Source organism: Devosia sp. (assembly GCF_036676215.1).
Taxonomy (GTDB): domain Bacteria; phylum Pseudomonadota; class Alphaproteobacteria; order Rhizobiales; family Devosiaceae; genus Devosia.
Genome location: NZ_JAKFDJ010000128.1, coordinates 1 through 19,956, shown reverse-complemented (window position 1 = coordinate 19,956; position 19,956 = coordinate 1). Strand labels below are relative to the sequence as shown.

General features: G+C 65.2%; 21 protein-coding genes and 1 riboswitch. Of the genes, 16 read left to right on the top strand and 5 right to left on the bottom strand.

Annotated features, from left to right (window positions below):
* The 8 genes from V6M52_RS11580 to rsmD all read left to right on the top strand — a co-directional run.
* The coding region (locus tag V6M52_RS11580; protein ID WP_442881852.1) for a hypothetical protein at nt 1-196 on the top strand (196 nt) is incomplete at its 5' end.
* A gap of 119 nt (nt 197-315) precedes the next feature.
* A complete protein-coding gene (locus V6M52_RS11575; protein ID WP_332701129.1) occupies nt 316-1,182 on the top strand; it encodes a TIGR01459 family HAD-type hydrolase in 867 nt (288 codons plus the stop codon).
* A gap of 4 nt (nt 1,183-1,186) precedes the next feature.
* On the top strand, nt 1,187-2,161 hold the full coding sequence (locus tag V6M52_RS11570; RefSeq protein WP_332701128.1) for a bifunctional riboflavin kinase/FAD synthetase: 975 nt from the start codon (nt 1,187-1,189) through the stop codon (nt 2,159-2,161).
* 261 nt (nt 2,162-2,422) lie between these two features.
* Entirely contained in the window at nt 2,423-5,398 is a 2,976-nt protein-coding gene (gene ileS / locus V6M52_RS11565) for an isoleucine--tRNA ligase (RefSeq protein ID WP_332701127.1), read from the top strand.
* Between the two features lie 3 nt (nt 5,399-5,401).
* Nucleotides 5,402-5,989 carry a signal peptidase II gene (gene lspA, locus V6M52_RS11560; RefSeq protein WP_332689096.1) on the top strand — a complete coding sequence of 196 codons (588 nt, stop codon included), beginning with the start codon at nt 5,402-5,404 and terminating at the stop codon, nt 5,987-5,989.
* A gap of 83 nt (nt 5,990-6,072) precedes the next feature.
* Nucleotides 6,073-6,789, top strand: coding sequence for a hypothetical protein (locus tag V6M52_RS11555; RefSeq protein WP_332701126.1), 717 nt, complete (start codon nt 6,073-6,075; stop codon nt 6,787-6,789).
* Nucleotides 6,790-6,892: 103 nt separating this feature from the next.
* Nucleotides 6,893-8,872, top strand: a complete 1,980-nt coding sequence (locus tag V6M52_RS11550; RefSeq protein ID WP_332701125.1) for a pseudouridine synthase — start codon at nt 6,893-6,895, stop codon at nt 8,870-8,872.
* A 3-nt stretch (nt 8,873-8,875) separates the two neighbouring features.
* On the top strand, nt 8,876-9,433 hold the full coding sequence (gene rsmD / locus V6M52_RS11545; protein ID WP_332701124.1) for a 16S rRNA (guanine(966)-N(2))-methyltransferase RsmD: 558 nt from the start codon (nt 8,876-8,878) through the stop codon (nt 9,431-9,433).
* Nucleotides 9,434-9,591: 158 nt separating this feature from the next.
* Here the strand turns inward: rsmD and V6M52_RS11540 are convergent, their stop codons facing one another.
* The 3 genes from V6M52_RS11540 to V6M52_RS11530 are packed head-to-tail and all read right to left on the bottom strand — an operon-like array spanning nt 9,592 to nt 11,621.
* The gene (locus V6M52_RS11540; RefSeq protein WP_332687533.1) at nt 9,592-10,005 is read right to left on the bottom strand and encodes a Fur family transcriptional regulator; all 414 of its coding nucleotides are present in this window, start codon (nt 10,003-10,005) and stop codon (nt 9,592-9,594) included.
* Nucleotides 9,995-10,813, bottom strand: a complete 819-nt coding sequence (locus tag V6M52_RS11535; protein WP_332701130.1) for a metal ABC transporter permease — start codon at nt 10,811-10,813, stop codon at nt 9,995-9,997. Before V6M52_RS11535 ends, V6M52_RS11540 begins: the two co-directional genes overlap by 11 nt.
* A complete protein-coding gene (locus V6M52_RS11530) occupies nt 10,803-11,621 on the bottom strand; it encodes a metal ABC transporter ATP-binding protein (protein WP_332701123.1) in 819 nt (272 codons plus the stop codon). The genes V6M52_RS11535 and V6M52_RS11530 overlap by 11 nt, the downstream gene beginning before the upstream one ends.
* Nucleotides 11,622-11,706: 85 nt before the next feature.
* On the opposite strand from V6M52_RS11530, the gene V6M52_RS11525 reads away from it, so the two are divergent.
* Nucleotides 11,707-12,627: a zinc ABC transporter substrate-binding protein gene (locus V6M52_RS11525; RefSeq protein ID WP_332701122.1), complete on the top strand. Its 921-nt coding sequence runs from the start codon at nt 11,707-11,709 to the stop codon at nt 12,625-12,627.
* Nucleotides 12,628-12,856: 229 nt separating this feature from the next.
* Nucleotides 12,857-14,041 carry a zinc metallochaperone AztD gene (aztD, locus tag V6M52_RS11520; protein ID WP_332701121.1) on the top strand — a complete coding sequence of 395 codons (1,185 nt, stop codon included), beginning with the start codon at nt 12,857-12,859 and terminating at the stop codon, nt 14,039-14,041.
* Between the two features lie 141 nt (nt 14,042-14,182).
* Here aztD and V6M52_RS11515 read toward each other — a convergent pair whose 3' ends face one another.
* Together V6M52_RS11515 and V6M52_RS11510 are read right to left on the bottom strand one after the other, a co-directional pair.
* Nucleotides 14,183-14,539: a DMT family protein gene (locus V6M52_RS11515; protein WP_332691294.1), complete on the bottom strand. Its 357-nt coding sequence runs from the start codon at nt 14,537-14,539 to the stop codon at nt 14,183-14,185.
* Nucleotides 14,540-14,632: 93 nt separating this feature from the next.
* Nucleotides 14,633-14,887 (bottom strand): DUF2164 domain-containing protein, encoded by a 255-nt coding sequence (locus V6M52_RS11510; protein ID WP_332691297.1) that lies wholly within the window; start codon nt 14,885-14,887, stop codon nt 14,633-14,635.
* Between the two features lie 96 nt (nt 14,888-14,983).
* Between V6M52_RS11510 and V6M52_RS11505 the strand changes: the two genes are divergently transcribed.
* From V6M52_RS11505 to V6M52_RS11480, 6 genes are all read left to right on the top strand, one after another.
* A complete protein-coding gene (locus V6M52_RS11505; protein ID WP_332701120.1) occupies nt 14,984-15,583 on the top strand; it encodes a hypothetical protein in 600 nt (199 codons plus the stop codon).
* A gap of 19 nt (nt 15,584-15,602) precedes the next feature.
* Nucleotides 15,603-15,813: riboswitch (cobalamin riboswitch) on the top strand.
* A gap of 37 nt (nt 15,814-15,850) precedes the next feature.
* Nucleotides 15,851-16,048 (top strand): CbtB domain-containing protein, encoded by a 198-nt coding sequence (locus V6M52_RS11500; RefSeq protein WP_332691303.1) that lies wholly within the window; start codon nt 15,851-15,853, stop codon nt 16,046-16,048.
* A gap of 84 nt (nt 16,049-16,132) precedes the next feature.
* The gene (locus tag V6M52_RS11495; RefSeq protein WP_332691306.1) at nt 16,133-16,897 is read left to right on the top strand and encodes a CbtA family protein; all 765 of its coding nucleotides are present in this window, start codon (nt 16,133-16,135) and stop codon (nt 16,895-16,897) included.
* Nucleotides 16,894-17,949: a cobalamin biosynthesis protein CobW gene (gene cobW, locus V6M52_RS11490; RefSeq protein ID WP_332691309.1), complete on the top strand. Its 1,056-nt coding sequence runs from the start codon at nt 16,894-16,896 to the stop codon at nt 17,947-17,949. The genes V6M52_RS11495 and cobW overlap by 4 nt, the downstream gene beginning before the upstream one ends.
* Before the next feature lie 81 nt (nt 17,950-18,030).
* A complete protein-coding gene (locus V6M52_RS11485; protein ID WP_332691312.1) occupies nt 18,031-18,249 on the top strand; it encodes an alkylphosphonate utilization protein in 219 nt (72 codons plus the stop codon).
* A 4-nt stretch (nt 18,250-18,253) separates the two neighbouring features.
* The coding region (locus tag V6M52_RS11480) for a cobaltochelatase subunit CobN (RefSeq protein ID WP_332701119.1) at nt 18,254-19,956 on the top strand (1,703 nt) is incomplete at its 3' end.

Genomic DNA, 19,956 nt, shown 5'->3' with positions numbered 1-19,956 from the left:
TGCCAACTATGTCGCGCGTTTCGAAATCAAGCTGATGGCCACCGGCATCGCCAATGAAAGCCAGATCGTCGAGCTGCTTGAAGACGGTATCCTGCTGGTCCAGGGTCCTCACATTGCCGCCCCGAGCCCCGCGCGTGCGGAGCTGATGGTGGAGCCGGCCCGCCAGGCCGTGCAATTGCGCCGCGCCGAGGTTTAGGCAGGCTTCAGTTGGGGTGCCTCGGTCCGTAGCCGTTGCAGGCACATCTCGGTTTCCTCTTGATCCCGAGGGGCGGCTGCCACATAGAACCCCCATCCTGTCCGCATCGGAAGATTACGATGACCAGCCCGCTGCCTTCCATCACCGGCCTCGCCGATCTCGCCGGCCGCTATGACGCAGTGCTCAGCGATGTTTGGGGCGTGGTGCATAATGGCGTCGAGGCCTTTCCCACCGCCGTCGATGCCCTGGCCGAGTTTCGCAAGGCGGGTGGCAAGGTGGTGTTCATCACCAATGCGCCGCGTCCCTCCGGCCCCATCGTTGATATGCTCGATCGCCTGGGCGTGCACCGGCAGGCCTATGACGCCATCGTTTCCTCAGGCGACGCCACGCGCGCAATGATCGCCAAATATCGCGGCAGGCCCATTCATCACGTCGGCCCTCCGACAGAGGATGACGCGCTCTACGAGGGCCTGGACGTCCGTCGCGCCGGTGCCGACGAGGCCGAGGCGATCGTGGTCACCGATCTCGACACTGACGATGACACCCCCGAAATGTACCGCGACCGCGCCCGCCTCTGGCTCAGCCGCAAGCTGCCGATGATCTGCGCCAATCCCGACCGCGTGGTCGAGCACGGCGACAAGATCATCTATTGCGGAGGCGCCCTGGGCGACCTCTACGCCGCCATGGGCGGCATGGTGCTAATGGCGGGCAAGCCCTATCAGCCCATCTATGAGGAGGCCTTCCGCCTGGCCGAGGTGGCCGCCGGCCGCCCGCTCGACAAATCCCGCGTCCTGGCCATCGGCGACAGCGTACGCACCGATGCCACCGGCGCGGCCAAGTTCGGCGTGGACCTGCTCTTCGTCACCGGCTCCATCCATGCGGCCGAGCTCGATGCCTTCGGCAAGCCCGATCCGCAGGCCATTGCCGATCTGGTGGCGCCTAGCCGCGCCCACATGGCCGGCTTCCTGCCGCGCCTGTCCTGGTAGTCCGATGGCCGGTTTTGTCCGCCTCAATGGCCTCGAAAATGTCCCCGCCACCCTGCGCGGCGCCTATGTGGCCATCGGCAATTTCGATGGCGTCCATCGCGGCCACCGCACGGTGCTGGCGACGCTCAAGGCCCGCGCGGCCGAGGCCGGCGTGCCCGCCATCATGCTTACCTTTGAGCCACATCCGCGCGACGTCTTCGCGCCCGCGCCCTTCATGTTCCGCCTCACCGATGGCAATGCCAAGGCGCGTCTCGCCGAGGCCTTCGGGCTCGATGCCATTGCCATTCTCAATTTCGATCGGGCCTTCTCCCAGATCGAAGCCGAGGATTTCGTGTCGCGCTTTCTCGTCGATGCGCTGGGCGTAACCGGCGTCATCGTCGGCGCCGATTTCCATTTCGGCCGCCAGCGGCGCGGTACGCCGACCTTCCTCAAGGCCTCCGGCGAGGCGCAGGGCTTCGCCGTCGAAACGCTGGACCTGATGGACGAGGGCGACGAGGTCATTTCCTCCTCGCGCATCCGCGCCGCGCTCTCGGAAGGTGCCGTCACCGCGGCCAATCGGCTGCTGGGCTATCACTGGTTTTTCGATGGCTGCGTGGTCAAGGGCGACCAGCGGGGCAGGGAGTTGGGCTACCCCACCGCCAACACCATGACCCACGCCAATTTCCAGCTTGCCCAGGGCGTCTATGCCGTGCGCGCTCGGCTGGGCGACCGCGTTTTCGACGGCGTGGCCGCCTATGGCAAGCCCATGTTCGACAATCAGCTCCCGCCCTTCGAGACGCATCTGTTCGATTTCGACGAAGACATTTACGGCCAGACCATCACTGTGGCGCTGGTCGACCACATTCGCGGGCAGGAAGTGTTCGCCGGGCTGGATGAGCTGATTGCGGCCATGGATCGGGATAGCCGCAAGGCGAGAGCGGCGCTCGCCGCGGCCGAGCCGCTCAGCGCGCTGGATGCGAAACTGGGGTTTGTGGGGTAGGGCAACGATTTGTCGGCTCCTTCCCCTTCTCCCCTTGAGGGAGAAGGGGCCCCAAGGGAGGATGAGGGGTCTCTTTCTTGCGTTTGGCATTGGAGGGCGCAGAACCCCTCACCCGAAAATCCGCTGAACGCGGATTTCCGCCCTCTCCCTCAAGGGGAGAGGGGTAGGGAGCCAGAGGCCGGTGATCCCAAATCATCCTTTGCCCCGGCCGCCCTGCCTTGCTAAAAGGCGGCCAAATCTCCCCAACTGATTGCCGTTTCCATGACCGATACCGCCACGGGCGCCGCCGAAACCGACTATTCGTCGACGCTGTTTTTGCCGGAAACCGAATTCCCCATGCGCGCCGGGTTGCCCGATCGCGAGCCGGGCTGGCTCAAGCGTTGGGACGAGATGGACATCTATGCGCTGCAGCGCGAGCAGGCCAAGGACCGGCCGCTCTTCACCATCCATGACGGCCCTCCTTATGCCAATGGCAACATCCATATCGGTCACGCGCTCAACAAGACGCTGAAGGACCTCGTGAGCCGCTCCATGCAGATGCTGGGCTACAACTCTGCCTATGTGCCGGGCTGGGACTGCCACGGCCTGCCCATCGAATGGAAGATCGAGGAACAGTACCGCGCCAAGGGCAAGGACAAGAACGAGGTTCCCGTCGTCGAATTCCGCCAGGAATGCCGCACCTTTGCCGAGCAGTGGGTCGATGTGCAGCGCGAGGAATTCAAGCGCCTCGGCATCCTGGGCGAATGGGACAATCCGTATCTCACCATGAGCTTCGACGCCGAAGCCCAGATCGCCCGCGAGCTGATGAAAGTGGCCAGCACCGGCCAGCTCTATCGCGGGTCCAAGCCGGTCATGTGGTCGGTGGTCGAACGCACGGCGCTGGCCGAAGCCGAGATCGAATATGCGGATTATGAGAGCGACGCTATCTGGGTGAAGTTCCCGACCTCGCACATCGCGGCGACTGCCGGATCGGGTGTCGACGACAATATCGCGCGCCGCGAGCACCTGACCGGCGCATCGGTTGTCATCTGGACCACCACGCCCTGGACCATCCCCGCCAATCGCGCCATCAGCTTCTCGTCCAAGGTCGCCTATGGCCTCTACGAGGTCACCAAGGCGCCCGACGGCAACTGGGCGTCGACGGGCGAGAAATATGTGCTGGCCGACAACCTGGCTGCAGAAACCTTCGCCAAGGCAAAGGTCGAGGAATTTGTTCGTCTGCAGGACGTGCCGCCAGCGGTGCTGGCCGGCCTGACCTGCCACCATCCGCTCCGCGGCCTCGGTGACGGCTATGATTTCGAAGTACCGCTCCTCGATGGCGAACACGTCACCGACGATGCAGGCACCGGCTTCGTCCACACTGCCCCGGGCCACGGTCTCGACGACTTCGGGATCTGGATGGATTCCGCGCGCCTGCTGGGCGAGAAGGGTATCGACACCGCCATCCCCTATGTCGTCGGCGACGACGGCTTCTACACCAATGAAGCGCCCGGCCTCGAAGGCGCGCGCGTCATCGATGACAATGGCAAGAAGGGCGATGCCAATAACCGCGTCATCGCCGCTTTGGCCGAGCGCAACGCCATGGTCGCCCGCGGCCGCGTCAAGCATCAGTATCCCCATTCCTGGCGCTCCAAGAAGCCGGTGATCTTCCGCAACACGCCGCAATGGTTCGTCTATATGGACCGCGACATCGAAGGCGCGGCCGGCGACACGCTGCGCCATCGCGCGCTCAACGCCATCGACGCCACCAAATTCTACCCCGCTGCCGGGCAGAACCGCCTGCGCGCCATGATCGCCGACCGCCCCGATTGGGTGCTCAGCCGCCAGCGCGCCTGGGGCGTGCCGATCACGGTTTTCGTCGAAAAGGCCACGGGCGAAGTCCTCAAGGACGACACGGTCAATCACCGCATCGCCCAGAGCTTTGAGGAAGAGGGCGCCGACGCCTGGTACAAGCCGGGCGCAGCCGCCCGCTATCTGGGCGAAGGTCGCAATCCCGATGATTTCGAGATGGTCACCGACGTGCTCGACGTCTGGTTCGATAGCGGTACCACCCATGCCTGGGTGCTGCGCAACAAGCAAAAATGGCCGCATCTCAAGTTCCCGGCCTCGATGTATCTCGAAGGCAGCGACCAGCACCGCGGCTGGTTCCATTCGTCGCTGCTGGAAAGCTGCGCCACCAATGGCCACGCTCCCTATGAAAGCGTGCTGACGCACGGCTTCACCATGGATGGCGAAGGCCGCAAGATGAGCAAGTCGCTGGGCAATACCGTCGCCCCGCAGGACATCATCAAGCAATATGGCGCCGATATCCTGCGCCTTTGGGTCGCGTCCTCCGACTATTCGGAAGACCTGCGCCTGGGCAAGGAAATCATCCAGACCACGGTCGATAGCTACCGCAAGCTGCGCAACACCCTGCGCTGGCTGCTGGGCAATCTCGCCCATTACCAGCCGAGCGATGAAGTCCGCTTCGAGGACATGCCCGAGCTCGAACGGCTCATGCTGCATCGCCTGGCCCAGCTCGATGAGCAGGTGCGCACCGCCTACAAGGAATATGACTACCGCAAGATCGTGACGCTGCTCGGCAATTTCATGAATATCGAGCTCTCGGCCTTCTATTTCGACATCCGCAAGGACGCGCTTTATTGCGACCCGATCTCGTCGGTGACCCGCAAGGCTACGCTGACGGTGCTCAATCACCTGTTCGATTGCCTCACCGCCTGGCTGGCGCCGATCCTGGTCTTCACCATGGAAGAAGTCTGGCTCGAACGGTATCCGGGAGCGGGTTCGTCGGTGCATCTGCGGCTGTTCCCCGAGGTGCCGGCGGATTGGCTCGATGAGGATCTGGCTGACAAGTGGCAGCTCATCCGTGCCGTCCGTCGTGTCGTGACGGGTGCGCTCGAAGTTGAACGCCGCGAAAAGCGCATCGGGTCGTCCCTTGAGGCAGCGCCCAAGGTGTTCATTTCGGACGCGCGCTATACCGCCGCCATCCATGACCTCGACTTGGCCGAGATTTCGATCACGTCGGCGATCACCATCGATACGACCGGTGATGTGCCCGCCGAAGCCTTCCAGCTCGACGACGTCCCCGGCGTCGCCGTGGTGCCGGCGCTGGCCCAGGGCACGCGCTGCGCTCGCTCGTGGAAAATCCTCCCCGAGGTCGGCTCCGACCCCGAATATCCCGACGTCTCCCCGCGCGATGCCCAGGCCCTGCGCGAACGCGCCGCGGCGGGGCTGTAGGTCTTGGACGAGAACGCCAACAAGGCTGCCGCCGTGCGCGCATGGCTGCAGCCCTCGGTCTACTTCTCCCTGACCATGGCCATCCTCGCCTTCGGCATCGACCGCGCCCACAAGGCGTTCCAGGTCTCGGCCGATTGCATCGCCATCGGCGCAGCGCCCTGCGTCGAGGTCTTCACCAGCTATATTCCCTTCGCCATGACCGGCTGGCGCGGCGGGGAAATCCTGCGCGTCACCGATTTCTTCGATTACGTGCTGGTCTGGAATACCGGCATTTCCTATGGCCTGTTCGACAGCCTGCCGGTCTGGGCGCTGGGCGTGGTGATGCTGGTCGCCATTGCGGCGCTCTCGGTCTGGTGGCTGCGCGCCGATTCCGCGCTGGTCCGGCTGGGCCTTGCCCTCTGCATTGGCGGGGCGCTTTCCAACGCCATCGACCGGCTGATCTATGGCGCGGTGGCGGACTTTTTCCACCTGCATTGGGGCACCTGGTCCTTCTATATCTTCAACATCGCCGACCTCGCCATCACCGCCGGCGTCATCCTGCTGATCGCCGATCTCATCGGTCTCGGCCGGCCTCGCAAACCGGCCAGTTGAGCACCCGAACACGTTGCTGCCAGAATCTGGTCTTAGTCGGCAGAATGCGCTATAAGCGCCGCCGACATCTCGAAGGACGTTTCATGCGTATTGGATTGACCGGGCAGCAGGCTGCTCACAAGGCGCTCACCCGCACCGGCCTGGCCTCGCTGGGTCTCGTGTTGGCTTTGGCGCTCGGCGCCTGCACCACCGTGGAAGGCACCAATGCCCTCACCGATGTGGGCACCTTCGAGCGCGAGGTCATGTCCAGCACGGCGCGTGGCGTTGGCCTCATCCCCGGCGAGACGCCCAAGGAAGATTTGACTTCCGCGCGTGCGCCCCTGGTGCTGCCGGCTTCCGGCCAGGCCCTGCCGGCGCCCGTCCAGCAGACCGCGGCGGCCCAGCTGCCGGCCAATAGCGATACGGTGCGGATCGACACCACCAATCTGACCGAGGCCGATATCCAGCGCCTGCGCAACGCCAAGGTCGTTGACCTGCGCTCGACCGCCGGCCGCCCTCTGACCGAGCAGGAAACCCGCACGCTCGTCGCCCGCATGCAGCGCGCGAATATGGATGTCACCACCATCAGTGGCCCGCGCCCGCTCTATCTGCCGCCCGATGAGTACTTTACCCGCGTCGGCGATGCCGATCTGGTCTGCTCCACCCCGGGTGGCGAGATCGTGGCGCTCAACGATCCGAAATGTCCGGCATCAGTGCGCAAGGCAATCGAGGCGGCCCGCCGTTCGGCGCCCAGCGCACCCGCAGCCCTGAGCAGCAATATGGGTGTGGGTCTGACCGAAAAAGAGACCACCCTGAACTGACGATTTCGTTGGTTTGACTTGTTGCAAGCGGCCGGTTGATCCGGCCGCTTCGCCTTTTCCCGCGCCGCCCAGATGGGTCCCGCATGACAGAAAGTACGCCGATATGAGCGACACCGCCCCCGCCAAGCCCGACACCGGCGACCGCCTCGCCAAGGTCATCGCCCGCTCCGGGCTCTGCTCTCGCCGCGATGCCGAGGTGTGGATCACCGAGGGCCGCGTCGTGGTCAACGGCAAAAAGGTGCTGACCCCCGCCTTCAATGTCACCGACCGCGACAAGATCATCGTCGATGGCGCCCCGCTCGCCGCCCGCCAGGGCACCCGCGTCTGGCTCTACCACAAGCCCGCGGGGCTGGTGGTCACCGAGAAGGACCCGGAAGGCCGCGAGACTATTTTCGAGCATCTCGAAACCCACGGCCTGCCGCGCGTCGTCACCGTCGGCCGCCTCGATATCAATACCGAGGGCCTCTTGCTGCTGACCAATGATGGCGGGCTCAAGCGCGTGCTCGAACTGCCCGCCACCGGCTGGCTGCGCCGCTATCGCGTGCGCGCCCATGGCACCGTTACCCAGGCGGCACTGGACAAGCTCAAGGACGGCATCGAGATCGACGGCATCAAGTATGGCTCCATCGAAGCCACGCTCGAGCGCGACCAGGGTTCAAATGTCTGGCTCATCCTGGCTTTGCGCGAAGGCAAGAACCGCGAGGTCAAGAACGTGCTCGGCGCCCTCGGGCTCGAGGTCAATCGCCTGATCCGCGTCAGCTATGGCCCGTTCCAGCTCGGCGATATCCCGGTGGGTGGCGTCGAGACGGTCAAGGCCAAGATGCTGCGCGACCAGCTCGGCAAGAAGCTGGCCGATGCGGCCGATGTCGATTTCGACAGCGAAATGCCCGAACAGGCCGCCCTGATCGGCAAGCCGACGCGCGACCGCCTCACCGGCCGCGGCACCAATACGGTCGAGATCGACCGCCAGCGCTTCCGTTTCACCGACGGCGCCGAAAAGACCGAGGAAGAAGTCCGCGCCGAACGCCCGCGCCAGGACCGCCCCGGGCGTTTTGACAGCCGCAAGCCGGCCCCCCGGCGCGACGAAGCGCAGGACGATGAATATGCGCCCCCGCCCCGCCACATCCATTTCGATGAGGAAGGCCGCGCGCCGGAGGAATTCGTGGCTAAACGCAATACCCGCATCGTCAAGCGCCCCGATCGTGACGACCAGTCTGCAAAGACCTTCGGCAAGGCCGCGCCCCGCCCCGCCGGCGGCAAGCCCGCTTTCGGCGAGAAAAAGTCGTTCGGGGACAAGAAGTCCTTCGGCGACAAGAAACCCTATGGCGACAAGAAGCCGTTCGGGGAAAAGAAGCCGTTCGAGAAGAAGGCCTTTGGCGACAAGTCGCGCGGCCCGCGCCGCGAGGATGGCGATCGGCCAAAGCGTCCCTATGGAGATCGTCCCGCAGGCGCCCGTCCGTCTGCCGAGCGCAGCGAGCGTCCGGCCCGCGATTTCGGTGGCCGTCCGGCCGGCGGCAAGTCCTTTGGCGATCGCCCGCGTGGTCCCCGTCCTGAAGGTGGCCGTCCGCCGCAGGGCCGCGAATTCGCCGGCACGCCGCGCGGTCCGCGCCGCGGCGACGCAGGCGCGGAGCGCCCCGCCTATACGCCCCGCGTCCGTCCCGACAGCGAGCGCGGCGACGGCGCGGCCTTCAAGGCCGAGGCCAAGCGTCCCGGCCGCAACTTCGCGGAAAAGCCCCAGACCTACCGCCCGGAAGGCAAGAGCTTCCGTCCGGCCGGCGATCGGCCCGCGCGTGGCGATCGTCCGACCCGCCCCGGCCGCGACGAGTTCGGCTCCGAGGCCAAGACCTATGGCAAGCCCCGCATGCGTGCCGATGGCAAGCCCATGCCTAAGCGTGACGGCGCCGCACCCGCCCGCGGTCCGCGCCCCGGTGGCAGCAAGCCCGGTGGCTTTGGCGGCAAGCCCGGCGGTCGTCCGGGTGGCGGCACCGGCCGTCCGTCCGCCGGCGGTCGCCCTTCGGGTGGTGCCGGTCGCCCATCCGGTGGCGCTGGCCGTCCAGCCGGTCCGCGTCGCCCCAAGGCGTAAGCCATGCGCATCGTTGCCGGTAAATTCCGCGGCAAGCAGCTGATCTCGCCGTCGGACGATTCGATCCGCCCGACGGCCGACCGCGTGCGCGAATCGATGTTCAACATCCTCGCCAGCCGGCTCGGCCCGGTGTTTGAGGGCATCCGCGTGCTCGACCTTTTCGCCGGCACCGGCGCATTGGGGCTCGAGGCCCTGTCACGCGGCGCCAGCCACGTGACCTTCGTTGATATGGGCGCCGAATCGCGCGGGCTGATCCGCGACCACATTGAAGCCTTCGGGGCAGGGGGCATCACCAAGCTGCTGCGCCGCGACGCGACCGATCTGGGCACGCCCGGCACCTTTGGCCAGTTCAACCTGGTGTTCCTCGACCCGCCCTATGGCCAGGGCCTGGGCGAACAGGCGCTGGCGGGGCTTGCCGCTGGTGGCTGGCTGGCGCCGGGAGCGATGCTGGTCTTTGAGGAAAGCGTCGATGCGAACGTGGAGATACCGGCAGGCTTCGCGTTGGACGACCGGCGGGAATATGGCTCTGCGGCCGTGCATTTTCTGAGTTTTGGCGAGTAGGCACCAACACCCCCTCCCAACCTCCCCCATCAAGGGGGAGGTGCCGCTCCACTCATTGGGCACGATCCCGTCAAATTCGCCGGCCGGTACCTCCCCCTTGATGGGGGAGGCTAGGAGGGGGTGACGGGAGCCCCGATCTCTCCGGCAACCTGCCGCACTTAAGCCGCCTCCAGGCACGCCGCGCATTTCCCGCGGATTTCCATCGTCGTCCGCTCCACCTTGAAGCCCTTGGCGCTGGCCCAGTCGCTCAAGCGATCCTCGATCACCGCATCGGCGAATTCATCGACCTTGCCGCAGCCCTCGCAGATGGCGAAGGCGATCAGCCCCTTGCGGTGGCAATGCTCGTCCGCGCAGGCGACGAAGGCATTGAGCGATTCCAGCCGATGCGCCAGCCCGCGCTCCACCAGCTTGTCCAGCGCCCGATAGACCTGCAACGGCGCCCGCAGCCCATCGGCGCGCAGCTTGTCGAGAATGTCATAGGCGCTGAGCGGCCCCACCGAATGGTTGAGCGCCCCCAGCACCAGCCCCTGATTGCGCGTCAGGTCGCCTGGAACGTCGTGACTATGCGCCATGGGTCTCTCTCCGGCCGAACAGTCGCGTGACGGGGACCGTCAGCGACACAAGGAATATGATCAAAGCCATCACCACAATCGAGGGGCCGGACGCGGTATCCCACGTTCGCGACCCGAAGAGGCCACCCACGACGGCAATGGCGCCGAGCCCTGCCGCCACCGCCGCCATCATCTCCGGGGTCGCGCTCAGCCGCCGAGCCGTGGCCGCGGGAATGATCAGCAGCGAGGTGATGAGCAAGACGCCCACCAGCTTCATGGCAATGGCAATGACGCTGGCCATCAGGATCATAAGCACCAGCCGGCTCGCCTCGGGCCGCAGGCCCTCGGCTTCCGCCAGTTCCGGGCTCACCGTCGAGGCCAGCAGCGGCCGCCAGGCCAGGATCAGGATGGAGAGGATGGCTGCGCCGCCGCCATAGATGATGGCGATATCTTCCACCGACACGGCCAGGATATCGCCAAACAGGAACCCCATCAGGTCGATGCGCACCGTGGTGAGAAATCCCACCAGCACCAGCCCCACCGCCAGCGTCGAATGGCTCAATATGCCCAGCAGCGCATCGGTCGACAAAGTCGCCTGCCGCTGCAGCACGATCAGCGCCCCCGCCACCAGTGCCGCCACGGCAAACACGCCTAGCGTCATGTTGATCGAAAGAATGATCGAAAGCGCCACGCCCAGCAGCGCCGAATGCGCCATGGTGTCGCCAAAATAGGCCATGCGCCGCCAGACCACGAAACAGCCCAGCGGGCCGGCGACCAGGGCGAGCCCGACGCCGGCAATCAGGGCGCGGGAGAAATAGTCATCGAACATGGTCGTGCCCCGCATGGTCGTGGTGATCGTGCTCATGGTCATGGCTCTGATCATGGTCGTGATGGATATGCCCATCCGCGCCATGCTCATGGTCGTGGCGATGCTCATAGATCGCCAGCGTACGCGCGGCGCGCTCGCCGAACAGCCTGAGATATTCCGGACTCCGCTTCACCGCCGACGGCGTGCCGCGGCAGCAGACATGGCCGTTGAGGCAGATGACGGTATCGGTTTCGGCCATCACCACATGCAGGTCATGGCTGATCATCAAAATCCCGCTCCGCGTCGTGTCGCGGATCTGTCGCACCAGTTCGTAGAGCGCCACTTCGCCGGAAAAATCGACGCCCTGCACGGGTTCGTCCAGCACCAGCAGGTCCGGCTTGCGGATCATCGCCCGCGCAAACAGCACGCGCTGGAATTCGCCACCCGACAGCTCCTGCACCGCCGCCTTGCGCAGGCGCAATGCGCCCACCGCTTCGAGCGCCGTGTCGATCTCGCTGGCCGCATAGCGCCCCGTCAGCGTCATCAGCCGTTCCACCGTCAGCGGCAGCGTCCAGTCGATGGTCAGCTTCTGCGGCACATAGCCGATCCGCAGCCCCGGCTGGCGCGTCACCTTGCCCATGGTCGGCTTGAGCACGCCGGTCGCCAGCTTGGCGGTGGTCGACTTGCCCGAGCCATTCGGCCCGATCAGCGTCACGATCTCGCCGCGCGAAATGGTCATGTCCACCCCGCTCACCAGCGTCCGTCCACCACGCGTCACGCCAGCATTGCTGAGCGTGATCAGCGTTTCCTTTTGTGCCAGTGCATCCATCCGAAAACCTCTTGACGCCTCTCAATACGTTATAGCATAACATCGCCGCAAGCGTAATAACATAACATATCACGAGGTCCTGCCGATGAAACTACTCTCGCTCACCCTGCTGGCCACGGCTCTCCTCACCACCACTGCCATGGCCGCCCCCAGCGTCGTGGCCTCCATCAAGCCGGTCCATTCCCTGGTCGCGGCGGTCATGGCGGGCGTCGGTGAACCCACCCTCATCGTCAAGGGCTCCGCCTCGCCCCACACCTATGCTCTCAGGCCCTCCGATGCCGGCGCACTTGAGGCAGCCGATATCGTTTTCTGGACCGGCCATGGCATGGAACTGTTCCTCGGCGAGGCGCTCGAAACCCTGGCCACCGGCGCCACTGTCGTCGAGCTGGCCGACTCGCCCGGCATCGAGCTGCTCCCGGTCCGCGAAGGCGGCGCCTTCGAACCGCATTCGGATGGCGACGAAGCCGAACACGAGGAGCACGAGGAGCACGGCGAGGGCGACATGCACTTCTGGCTCGATCCGGAAAACGCCAAGCTGATGGTCACCCAGATCGCCACGACGCTCGCGGAAGCCGATCCAGAAAATGCCACCGCCTACCAGGCCAATGCCGAAGCCGAGCTGGTCAAGCTCGACGCCCTCGAGGCCGAACTGGCCGCCATGCTGGCGCCGGTCGCCGACAAGCCCTTCATCGTCTTCCACGACGCCTATCAGTATTTCGAAGCCCGCTTCGGCCTCAACCTGGCCGGCTCGGTCACCGTTACCCCCGATGCCATGCCCGGCGCCGCGCGCATCGACGAGCTCAAGGCCAGGCTTGCCGAACTCGACGTCACCTGCGTCTTCGCCGAACCCAATTTCGAACCTGCCATCATCTCCGCCATCACCGAGGGCACGCCGGCCAAATCCGGCGTCCTCGACCCCGAGGGTGGCGCGCTGGCAGAGGGTGTTGAGCTTTACCCGGAGTTGCTGCGCGGGTTGGCGACCAGCCTGGTGGATTGCCTGGGCTAATTCTCCAGCCATCGAGTCCGACCCACCCCCACCCTTGATCCCTCCCCACAAGGGGGAGGGAGACGATGAACACTGGCCTTGGAGCTGGCGCCTCCCTCCCCTTGATGGGGAGGGATCGAGGGTGGGGTGATCCGCGCGCGCAGCATTGGTTTGTGCTCACGCGATCAAGGTCACTGCTCCACGTTCAAAACTTCACCCAAACGTAACGTGCTAACATATCGGAGACATCATGCGCGCTCGCTTCCTCCTGCCCCTTCTCGCCGCCACGGCGCTGATTGTACCCACCTTTGCCGACGATCACGTCTCCGCCTGGCGCCTGTTCGTCGCCGATCACGCCAAGGCCGAAGTCACCGCCCTTGACCTCGCGACCGGCGACACCCTCGCCACCTTCCCGCTGGCCAGTCCGGCGGCGCTCTATGCCGACGGCGACGCCGTCTTCGCTGTGCAGGGCGCGAGCAATCAGGTGTCGGCGATCCGCAGCGGCATCTCGGTCGACGATCATGGCGATCATGGCGACATCGAAGTGTCCGACCCCGAACTGGTCGATGCCGTTATGACGGGCGACAAGCCTGCCCATTTCGTCGAGCATGGCGGCAAGGCTGCACTCTTCTTCGACGGCTCAGGCAAGGTCAGCCTGTTCGACAGCCACGAATGGGCGCATGACGGTGAAGTCGCCGTCGTCGAGCTCGATAGCGGCACGGCCCATCACGGCGTCGCCGTGCCATGGGGCGACTATACGCTGGTCTCCTTCGCCAATGCCGAAGACGAAAAGAAGCCGCGCCTTGGCCTCAACGTCGTCGACAAGGACGGCAACAAGGTTGGCGACACCCATGCCTGCCCGGACCTGCATGGCGAGGCAACCTCGGGCGATCTGGTCATCGTCGGCTGCGGCGACGGCGTGCTGATCGTGTCGGGTTCAGGCGAACCTCAGGTCACCAAGCTCGCCTATGACGGCCTGCCCGACGGCAAGTCCACCACCTTTCTCGGCGGTGTCGGCATGCAGTACTTCCTGGGCAATTACGGGGCCGACAAGGTGGTGCTCATCGATCCCGCCGAAGCCGAGCCCTATCGCCTCGTTGACCTGCCGACCCGCCGGGTCCACTTCGTGGTCGATCCGATCCGGCCGAAATTCGCCTATATCTTCACCGAGGACGGCAAGCTCAACCAGTTCGATGTGCTCTCCGGCGAGATTGTGCAGTCCCTGTCGGTGACCGAGCCCTATTCCATGGACGGCGACTGGAGCCTGCCGCGCCCCCGCATCGCTGTGGCCGGTGATGTGGTCGCCGTGACCGACCCCAATCAGGGCGAAGTCCACCTGATCGACATTGCCAGCTTCACCGAAACCGGCGCCATCCCCGTCGCCGGCGCGCCCTACAACGTCGTTGCCGTCGGCGGCTCCGGCACGGCGCACTGACTACTTACCTCGCCCCCTGGGGGAGAGGTCGGCTTGCGAAAGCAAGCCAGGTGAGGGGCCTTCCCCACGCACCGCGCCAAGAAAAAGGCCCCCTCACCCGTCGCTACGCGTCGACCTCTCCCCCAAGGGAGAGGTAAGGTCCTACTTCAGCGGCCCCTTGAAGATGAAGAACGCACCCAGGGCGATCATGGCGAAGCCGATACCGTGGTTCCAGGTGAACTTCTCGCCGAGATAGAACACCGCGAACAGCACGAAGACTGAGAGCGAGATCACTTCCTGAATGGTCTTGAGCTCGGCGCCGGAATAGGTGCCATAGCCGATCCGGTTGGCCGGCACCGCCAGCCAATATTCGAAAAAGGCAATGCCCCAGCTGGCCACCACCACCACCCAGAGCGCCGTGCCGGGAAATTTGAGGTGCCCATACCAGGCAAAGGTCATGAACAGATTGGATGCGACCAGCAGCCCGATCGGCGCCAGCAAGGCAAAGTTGAAGCCCAAGGCTTCCTCCTGAACGAACCGGTCAGCCCCGGCGGTTTTATCTAGCCATGGTGGCAGCGGCGCGAAAGCGGGATTCTCGCAGGCCTCTTGTGCTCAGCGCAGATGCTTGGTCGGCTGCTCCAGCCCGAAAATGTCGTCGGTGAGGCTGTCCATCCGCTCGCGGATCAGCCCCTGTGCGTCATAAAGCCCGCGGTTGTAGAAATAGGCACCCATCTTGTCGACGAAGAACATCATCAGCATCTCGGCGGGGATGGCGCCGATCGGCTGATCCAGTTCATCGCGGAAATAGTCCTGGATCTCGCCGACGATGGCCTTGGTTTCCTCACGGTCGAATTTGATGGGTTTCATAGGGACGATCTCCTTCAGCTCCGGTTCATAGCGTGAGTCGCTGATTGCAGGTCGATCCCGCTTCGGCGACACTGCCACATCTGGAGGAGGCCTTTCATGTTGGTCCGTACATCCCTTCTCGCGCTGCTCGCATTTGCGACACCGGGCTTGGCCGAAGAGATTGCTTGCGAAGGTGCTTTCGCCATCGACAGCTCCGCGGCACGGCTGATCGAGATTTACGGCGCGGACAATGTGGTGACCGGGATGGTTCCGGGTCCCGAGGGTACCGAAATGCTGGCAACTACGGTATTTCCAGATAATTCCAGGAAGACCCTGCAATTCGTCTGGTGGGACGAGGAAAGCCTGACCGGTCCCAGCTATGTCGACCTCCCCTCCAAGTCGATTGCACCCGGCGGCGTGCGTATCGGCATGCAGCTCAAGGAGCTTGAGGCACTCAACGGTGAGGCCTTCGATTTCAGCGGTTTCGGTTGGGACTACGGCGGCTATGCCGGCTTCGAGACTGGCAACCTCTCCGACCTGCCCGGCGACTGCATCCTTTCGGTTCGCCTCGGCCCCTCCACCTATCCGGAAGACGTCGACACCCTGCCGGTCACCGGCGACGTGACGGTATCCTCCACGGAGCCATTGCTGGAGGTCATGGATGTGCGGGTGGAGTCGATGTCCATCGGCTATCCCCATCCTGATTTCCGCGATTGACCGCCACCCCGGCTACGGCGTAACTGTGGACCGTGTTGGTTCCTGAAGGCCGTTGTGCCGGAGGGATCAAAAGGGAACACGGTGCGACGTACCCATCAGGGCGCAAAACCGTGGCTGCCCCCGCAACTGTAAGCGGTGCGCACTCTCGATATGCCACTGGCGCAAGCCGGGAAGGCGAGGGTGCTATTTCCACCGTGAGCCAGGAGACCTGCCTGCACACGAACCGGGCTTTACGCCCATACTATTCCGCGCACGGAGGGTGCTGCCATGAATATGACGACCGATACCACGATCACTACCTCGACTGGCCTCCAGTCGCTCTCGATTTCCCAGCGTATCATTGCCGGTTCGCTGGCGCTCATGCTCGGGCTGACCCTCTTGGTCGGCACCGGCTTTGCCGGCGATTACCGCCTGCATAATGGCGCCCACGACACCCGCCACGCCATGGGCTTCCCCTGCCACTAGGCAGGGACCGGAGCGCTTCCAGCAAAAGTGGGAACCGGTTTTGCGGTTCGGAAGCGCGACCACCAGAAACGAGAGTAAATCAAAATGATCCGCAATCTGTTTGCCGCTGCGCTTCTCGCAGCCCTTTGTGCTGGCCTGGTCACGGCCGCGATCCAGCATTTCCGCGTCACCCCGATTATTCTGCATGCCGAGACCTTCGAGGGCGAAGGCGGCCATAGCCACGGCGAAGCAGCCGTCGTCGCCGCGCACGAACACCCCGAAGGCACGCCCGAGCATAGCCACGACGTGGTCGCCACCACGCAGGCCGAGCCCGAATGGGCCCCGCAGGATGGTTTCGAACGCACCGCCTATACCACCCTGGCGACCGTCCTCGCCGCCGCCGGCTTTGCCCTCGTCATCGGCGCCGTCTCCATGTTCGCCGGCATCCCGATCACCTTCGCCAATGGCTTCCTCTGGGGCATGGCCGGCTTCATTACCTTCTCGCTCGCCCCGGCCTATGGCCTCGCGCCCGAACTGCCGGGCATGCCCGCCGGCGATCTGGGCGCGCGCCAGATCTGGTGGACTGGCACGGCTCTCGCAACCGGTGCGGCCTGCCTGCTGCTGGCCAAGACGCGCGCCAGCTGGGCCTTTGCCGTCGCCATCGCGCTGGTCGTCGCCCCACACATCATCGGCGCTCCTGCCGCTCCCGATGAGCCGAGTGCTGTCCCGGCCCATCTCGCCACCGAATTCGCCGCCATCACCCTGGGCACCGCGTTGGTTTTCTGGCTGGTGCTGGGCACCGTCTTCGGCAAGCTCAACGACGTCCTTGCTGCCCGCAGTGCGGCTGTCCCCGCAGGAGCCCACGCATGAGCAAGATCCCGACCACCGTCATCACCGGCTTCCTCGGCGCCGGCAAGACCACGCTCGTGCGCCACCTGCTGGCGCACGCTCCCAAGGGCAAGCGCATCGCGCTGATCATCAACGAGTTCGGTGATCTGGGCGTCGACAAGGATATCCTCGCCGGCTGCGGCGACGAGACTTGCCGCGAAGAAGATATGATCGAGCTGTCCAATGGCTGCATCTGCTGCACCGTGGCCGACGAGTTCATCCCCACCATGCAGGCGCTGCTCGCCCGCCCGGAAAAGTTCGACCACATCGTCATCGAAACCTCGGGCCTGGCGCTGCCACAGCCCCTGATCCGCGCCTTCAACTGGCCCGAGATCAAGGCGCAGGTGACCATTGATGGCGTGGTGACCGTTGCCGATGCCTCGGCGCTGGCCGAAGGGCGATTTGCCAGTGACGAGGCCGCCGTCGACGCCCGCCGCCGGCTCGACGAAATGCTCGACCACGAAACGCCCCTGGGCGAACTGTTCGAGGACCAACTTTCGGCCGCCGATCTGGTCGTGCTCAACAAGGCCGACCTCGTCGACGCAGCGACCCTCGACAAGGTTGAAGCCGGCCTCCGCGCCGAAATGCGCCCCGGCACCGGCCTCATCCGCGCCCACAATGGTCATGTCGACATCATGGCCCTGCTCGGCCTCGGCATGGGGAGCGAAGACGATATCGCCAATCGCCCCAGCCACCACGAGCTGGAACATGGCGGCGAGACGCACGAGCACGATGATTTCGACAGCTTCTCGTTGCGCCTGCCGGCCATTACCGGCAAGGACGAGCTGCTTGCCACGATCGAGGCCACGATCCGTGACCACGATGTGCTGCGTTTGAAGGGCTTCGCCGCCGTGCCCGGTGCCGCCGCCCGCCTGGCCATCCAGGCCGTCGGCCCCCGCGTCACCGCCTATTTCGACCGTCCCTGGAAGGACGGCGAACTGCGCGAGACAGCACTGGTCGTCATCGGCGAAAGCCCGCTCGACCGCGCCGCCATAACCGCCAGCCTGCAACGCGCTTTGGCTGTCGCGGCCTGAGAGAGCAAAGCCTGACCTCGATCTCTTCCTCCCCCTGTCAGGGGGAGGCAGGGTGGGGGTATTCAAACCAAAGGACCAGTCATGACCGAGATCACCAAGGACTCCAACGGCACCCAGCTTAACGATGGCGACGCCGTCACCCTGATCAAGGACCTCAAGGTCAAGGGCACCTCGGTCACCCTCAAGCGCGGCACGCTGATCAAGAACATAAGGCTGACCGACGATACCGCCGAGATCGAGTGCAATGCCGAAAAGGTAAAGGGCCTCGTCCTGCGCACCGAGTTCCTCAAGAAGGCCTAGCGCCGTGCACCTCCTCTCCGCGCAGGCCGGCGCCATCCAGCAGGAAGGCGAAGCCATCGACCTCAAGCAGCGCCCCGGCGCGCTGATCTTTGCGTCGTCGGCCGATAGCGAACTGGCCATGCTCGCCGGCGCTGCCGACCGGGCAGGGGAGGGCGAACTCCGCCTCGCCAATACGCTGCGCCTGTCCAACAATCTCTCGGTCGATCTCTGGCTGGAGCAGACCGTCACCCATGCCCGCCTCGTGGTCCTCCGCCTCATCGGCGGGGCAGCCTATTTCCAGTATGGCGTCGACGAACTCACCGCCCTCTGCGCCAATCGCAAAATTCCGCTCGCGCTGCTCCCCGGCGATGCCAATCCCGACCCCATCCTGCAATCGCGCTCCACCATTCATCCCGACGACTGGAACCGCCTGCACGGCCTCTTTGTCGCCGGTGGCCCGGACAATGCAGATACGATCCTGCGGGCGTTCAACGCTCTATCTTCACCTCTCCCTTCGGGGGAGAGGTCGGCGGCGCAGCCGCCGGGTGAGGGGGCCCTCCTTGTGGATCTGGTACCCCAACCCTTCGCCCGCTTCGGCCTCTGGCATCCGACTACCGGCATGACCGACGAAGCTGGCCTGCGCGCGATCCACCGGCCCGGTGCTGCGCATGTGCCCATCCTCTTCTACCGTGCCGCCCTCGAAGGCGCTGGCACCGCTACAATCGAAGCCCTGATCGCGGAGCTCGAAGCCCAGGGCCTCGCCCCGGTGCCGCTGCTCGTCTCCTCGCTCAAGGAAGCCCCCTGCATTCGCTTCGTGCAGCAAGCGCTGACGGCCTTTCCGCCCGTGGCCGTTTTCAATCTCACGGGTTTCGCGCTTGGCATCGATGGTCTGGACGACAAATCCAACCCCTTTTCCACCAGCGACGCCCCGGTGATCCAGCTCATCCAGTCCGGCCGCTCCGAGGCGCAATGGCGCGCCGACAGCCAGGGTCTCTCCTCCAAGGACATGGCGATGTTCCTCGTCATGCCCGAGGTCGACGGCCGCCTCGGCGGCCTCATCGTCGGCCACAAGGCCGACGCCGTCTGGCACGATCGCTGCCAGGTGCCGCTGACGGCCTACACCCCCGATGCCCCCGGCATCACCCGCGCTGTATCGCTGGCCGCCAACTGGTCCCGCCTGCGCTCCACCCCCAGTGCGGACCGCAGGATCGCAATCGTCCTCGCCAACTACCCCATCCGCGACGGCAGGCTGGCGAACGGCGTCGGCTACGACGCGCCGCAGTCGACGGTGGAGATGCTGCGGGCGCTGGAAGGGGCGGGGTATGCGCTCTCACCTCGCCCCTCTGGGGAGAGGTCGGCGGCGCAGCCGCCGGGTGAGGGGGCCTTGCCGGATAGTAGCGCCGACCTCATCGCCTTCCTCCAATCTGGCCCCACCAATGCTAACCCGCAGCGTGGCACCACCCCGGCCACGCTCACTCTCGCCCGCTACGCCACCCTCTTCGCCGCCCTCCCGGCGCCGATCCGCGATGCTGTCACCGCCCGCTGGGGCCACCCCGCGACCGATCCGTTTGTGCGCGGCGACGCCTTCCATCTTCCGGCACTGATCTTCGGCAATGTCGCCATCCTGCTGCAGCCCGCCCGTGGCTATCAGCTCGACGAGACGACCACCTATCACGATCCCGCCCTGGTCCCGCCCCACGCCTATCTCGCCGCCTATCTCTGGCTGCG

Excerpts from the sequence above, each read along its gene's own strand:
- V6M52_RS11575 (WP_332701129.1), top strand. The coding sequence starts at position 316 with ATGACCAGCCCGCTGCCTTCCATCACCGGCCTCGCCGATCTCGCCGGC.
- V6M52_RS11570 (WP_332701128.1), top strand. The coding sequence starts at position 1,187 with ATGGCCGGTTTTGTCCGCCTCAATGGCCTCGAAAATGTCCCCGCCACC.
- ileS (WP_332701127.1), top strand. The coding sequence starts at position 2,423 with ATGACCGATACCGCCACGGGCGCCGCCGAAACCGACTATTCGTCGACG.
- V6M52_RS11555 (WP_332701126.1), top strand. The coding sequence starts at position 6,073 with ATGCGTATTGGATTGACCGGGCAGCAGGCTGCTCACAAGGCGCTCACC.
- V6M52_RS11550 (WP_332701125.1), top strand. The coding sequence starts at position 6,893 with ATGAGCGACACCGCCCCCGCCAAGCCCGACACCGGCGACCGCCTCGCC.
- rsmD (WP_332701124.1), top strand. The coding sequence starts at position 8,876 with ATGCGCATCGTTGCCGGTAAATTCCGCGGCAAGCAGCTGATCTCGCCG.
- V6M52_RS11540 (WP_332687533.1), bottom strand. The coding sequence starts at position 10,005 with ATGGCGCATAGTCACGACGTTCCAGGCGACCTGACGCGCAATCAGGGG.
- V6M52_RS11535 (WP_332701130.1), bottom strand. The coding sequence starts at position 10,813 with ATGTTCGATGACTATTTCTCCCGCGCCCTGATTGCCGGCGTCGGGCTC.
- V6M52_RS11530 (WP_332701123.1), bottom strand. The coding sequence starts at position 11,621 with ATGGATGCACTGGCACAAAAGGAAACGCTGATCACGCTCAGCAATGCT.
- V6M52_RS11525 (WP_332701122.1), top strand. The coding sequence starts at position 11,707 with ATGAAACTACTCTCGCTCACCCTGCTGGCCACGGCTCTCCTCACCACC.
- aztD (WP_332701121.1), top strand. The coding sequence starts at position 12,857 with ATGCGCGCTCGCTTCCTCCTGCCCCTTCTCGCCGCCACGGCGCTGATT.
- V6M52_RS11510 (WP_332691297.1), bottom strand. The coding sequence starts at position 14,887 with ATGAAACCCATCAAATTCGACCGTGAGGAAACCAAGGCCATCGTCGGC.
- V6M52_RS11505 (WP_332701120.1), top strand. The coding sequence starts at position 14,984 with ATGTTGGTCCGTACATCCCTTCTCGCGCTGCTCGCATTTGCGACACCG.
- V6M52_RS11500 (WP_332691303.1), top strand. The coding sequence starts at position 15,851 with ATGAATATGACGACCGATACCACGATCACTACCTCGACTGGCCTCCAG.
- V6M52_RS11495 (WP_332691306.1), top strand. The coding sequence starts at position 16,133 with ATGATCCGCAATCTGTTTGCCGCTGCGCTTCTCGCAGCCCTTTGTGCT.
- cobW (WP_332691309.1), top strand. The coding sequence starts at position 16,894 with ATGAGCAAGATCCCGACCACCGTCATCACCGGCTTCCTCGGCGCCGGC.
- V6M52_RS11485 (WP_332691312.1), top strand. The coding sequence starts at position 18,031 with ATGACCGAGATCACCAAGGACTCCAACGGCACCCAGCTTAACGATGGC.